This is a genomic window from Lacisediminihabitans sp. (genome assembly GCF_036569425.1).
Taxonomy (GTDB): Bacteria; Actinomycetota; Actinomycetes; order Actinomycetales; family Microbacteriaceae; genus Lacisediminihabitans.
The window spans coordinates 1-3,451 of sequence record NZ_DATCQQ010000046.1 but is presented as its reverse complement, the minus strand read 5'-3'; the positions used below and the strand labels follow the sequence as shown (position 1 = coordinate 3,451).

Genomic DNA, 3,451 nt, shown 5'->3' with positions numbered 1-3,451 from the left:
GGCACGAAGTCCCCAGGGCACGAAGGTAGTCGGGCCGGCGTCTAGACCCGCAGCCACACCGCCGTGTCGTTCGGAACGGTGCGGCCGGTGAGCGCCTCGGAGGCGAGTACGACGACCCCCTCCGGCAGGGTGGGCTCGGTGCCTCCGGTGTTCGCGATCACGACGATGTTGCCGTTGCGGAACGCGACGACCGTCTCGGGGTAGCCCGGCAGCCACTCGAGCTCGCCGAGACCGAGATCGTGCTCGGCGCGCACCGCGAGGGCGGTGCGGTAGAGCTCGAGGGTCGACCCGGGCACGCCGCTCTGCGCATCACGCGCATACGGGCCCCAGTCGGCCGGCTGCGGCAGCCAGCTCGCGCCGACCGTGCTGAAGCCGTACGACGGGCTGTCGGCCTCCCAGGGGATCGGCACGCGGCATCCGTCACGCCCGTAGCGCTCGTGGTTAGTGCGGAACCAGGTGGGGTCCTGGCGCTCGGCGTCCGGCAGGTCGATGACCTCGGGCAGGCCGAGCTCCTCGCCCTGGTAGATGTACGCACTGCCGGGGAGCGCGAGCATGAGGGCGGTGGCGGCGCGCGCGCGAGTGAGCCCGAGGGCGCGAATTGGCTGGCCGGGCGACTTGGGGCCGATGCCGTGACCCTGGGGGTTGGGGGCGGTGAGCGCCAGGCGGGAGGCGTGGCGCACCACGTCGTGGTTGGAGAGAACCCACGTGCTCGGCGCCCCCACCCCGGTGAACGCCTCGAGCGAGGCGTCGATCACGCGGCGCATGGTCGGACCGCTCCACGGCGTCTCGAGGTAGGAGAAGTTGAAGGCCTGGTGCATCTCGTCCGGCCGCACCCAGCGGGCGAGCTTGGCGAGCGGCTCCACCCACGCCTCGGCGCAGAGCACTCGGTCGCCCTCGTACTCCTCGAGCACGGTGTGCCAGTCCCGGTAGATCTCGTGCACCCGGTCCTGCGCCCAGTAAGGCGGCGTGGGCGGATCGTGGTCCGCGTGGGCGAGGATCTCCGGTTCGAGACCCACGGCTCCACCGCCCATGCTGCCGCCGGATTCCGGGGCCGTGTAGTCGGGGAGGCCGGCCTCCTTGATCAGGCCGTGGGCGACATCCACCCGGAAGCCGTCCACTCCCCGGTCGAGCCAGAAGCGCAGGATGTCGCGGAACTGGTCGCGAACCCACGGGTTCTCCCAGTTGAGGTCGGGCTGGGAGGTGTCGAAGATGTGCAGGTACCACTGGCCGGGAGTGCCGTCGGCCCTGGTGAGCCTGGTCCAGGCCGCCCCGCCGAAGACGGATTCCCAGTTGTTGGGCGGCAGCTCGCCGTTGACGCCCTTGCCCTCGCGGAACAGGTAGCGGTCGCGTTCCGGGCTGCCCTCGTCAGCGGCGAGCGCCTCGACGAACCAGGTGTGCTGGTCGGAGGTGTGGTTGGGCACGAGGTCCACGATCACCTTGAGGCCGAGCTCGTGGGCGCGGCGTTCCATCGCCTCGAAGTCCGCGATGGTGCCGAAGAGGGGGTCGACGTCGCAGTAGTCCGCGACGTCGTAGCCGCCGTCCTTCTGGGGCGACGTGAAGAAGGGCGACAGCCAGATCGCGTCGACCCCGAGGTCGACGAGGGCTGGCAGGCGCCCGGCGATCCCGATGAGGTCGCCGACGCCGTCATCCCCCTGCCCGTCGGCAAAGGAGCGCGGGTAGATCTGGTAGATGACGGCGGAACGCCACCATTCGTTGCCCATAGTCATGCGAAAACCCTAGGGCATCCCGGCTACCGGAATGGAAGCGGTTGCATCCGGCGCTCGCGGCGGGCAGGCAATCGTCGGATGGCGGCGTTGGGCGTGAAAGCGTTTGCAATCGTGTCGAGAACAACTCGAGAATCACCCGGGAAATGGGGAATCCTCCGATCCCGCTCGCCCGATTCGCCGAGAGATCTCGGTGTTTGCGGTCGTGTATCGATGCGATCCACCATGTTGCGAATGCTCTGCCGGCTTGCTATACATGTAAACGCTTGCAGAAAGCCTCAGGGAGAACGTCCTCCCGCCACTGCGCGGAGGGGTTCATTTCCCACTCTCACAGAAGAAAGGCACACCAATGAAGGTGACCAAACGATCCTGGCTGGGCATCGCCACGCTCACGATCGCGGCTCTCGCGGCCACGACGCTCGCGGGCTGCTCGTCCTCCTCGACAACCGGGAGCGACCTCTCCAAGAGCGGGGCGAGCACGCTCACCCTGTGGGTCGACACCCAGCGTGCCCCCGCGCTCAAGGCGGTCGCGGCGCAGTTCAAGAAGGACACCGGCGTCACGGTGAAGCTCGTCGTGAAGGACTTCGCCACCGTCGACCAGGACTTCATCAGCCAGGTTCCCACCGGTAAAGGCCCGGACATGATCGTCAGCCCGCACGACAAGCTCGGCGCCTACGTCAAGAACGGCGTTGTCGCCCCGCTGGAGCTCGGCGACAAGTCAGGCGACTTCGCCAAGGTCGCCATCCAGGCGGTCACCTACGAGGGCACCGTCTATGGCCTACCGTACTCGATCGAGAACGTGGCCCTACTACGCAACACCGCGCTCGCCCCCGCCGCGGCGAAGACCTTCGACGAGGTAATCGCCAACGGCAAGGCGGCCATGGCCGCCAACGCGTCCACGGTGAAATACCCGTTCCTGCTCGGACTCGACCCGAAGCAGGGGGATCCGTACCACATGTACCCGTTCCAGACCTCGTTCGGGTCGTCCGTCTTCGCCCAGAACGCCGACGGCACGTACGACCCGTCCAAGCTCACTCTCGGCGACGCGGCCGGCCTCAAGTTCGCCGCTGCAGTCAAGCAGTGGGGCGCCGCGGGCATCCTCAACCCGAACATCACGGGCGACATCGCGATCGACGCGTTCAAGAAGGGCGAGTCGGCGTACTACCTCACCGGCCCGTGGAACGTGCCGGCCATCAAGGAGGCCGGAATCAAGTACGCGATCGACGCGCTGCCCTCGGCCGGCGGCCAGACCGCCAAGCCGTTCCTCGGCGTGAACGCCTTCTTCATCAGCTCGAAGAGCAAGAACAAGATCGCGGCGACCAAGTTCCTGGTCGACTACCTCGGCTCGAACGCCGTGCAGGAGGAGCTCTACAAGGTGGGCGGGCGTCCGCCGGCCCTCACGAGCGCCTACGACGCGGTCTCGAAGACGGATGCCGACGTCAAGTCGTTCGGCAGCATCGGCCTCGACGGTGTTCCCATGCCGGCCATCCCCGAGATGGCATCGGTCTGGGCGGACTGGGGAGCCGCCGAACTGCAGCTCACCAAGGGTGACGGCGACCCGGCAACGGTGTGGACCACCGCGGCCACGAACGTCGCCGCGAAGATCAAGGGCTAGAACCCGAGTCATCGCGACTGGTCCCCCTCGTCGCGATTGTGCCAGTCGAACGTGCACAATCGCGACACTGGGCACCGACTCGGGACCGGCGCGTACGCACCGGTCCCGAGCC

2 protein-coding genes are annotated in these 3,451 nt (G+C 67.9%); one reads left to right on the top strand and one right to left on the bottom strand.

The genetic code is table 11. The annotated features are described in order from the left end of the window. Positions 1-41: 41 nt before the first annotated feature. Positions 42-1,727 (bottom strand): glycoside hydrolase family 13 protein, encoded by a 1,686-nt coding sequence (locus VIM54_RS08400; protein WP_331900460.1) that lies wholly within the window; start codon positions 1,725-1,727, stop codon positions 42-44. 346 nt (positions 1,728-2,073) lie between these two features. Here VIM54_RS08400 and VIM54_RS08395 point away from each other — a divergent pair, with 346 nt between their 5' ends. After that, the gene (locus tag VIM54_RS08395) at positions 2,074-3,339 is read left to right on the top strand and encodes a maltose ABC transporter substrate-binding protein (protein ID WP_331900458.1); all 1,266 of its coding nucleotides are present in this window, start codon (positions 2,074-2,076) and stop codon (positions 3,337-3,339) included. Positions 3,340-3,451 lie beyond the last annotated feature (112 nt).

Excerpts from the sequence above, each read along its gene's own strand:
- VIM54_RS08400 (WP_331900460.1), bottom strand. The coding sequence starts at position 1,727 with ATGACTATGGGCAACGAATGGTGGCGTTCCGCCGTCATCTACCAGATC.
- VIM54_RS08395 (WP_331900458.1), top strand. The coding sequence starts at position 2,074 with ATGAAGGTGACCAAACGATCCTGGCTGGGCATCGCCACGCTCACGATC.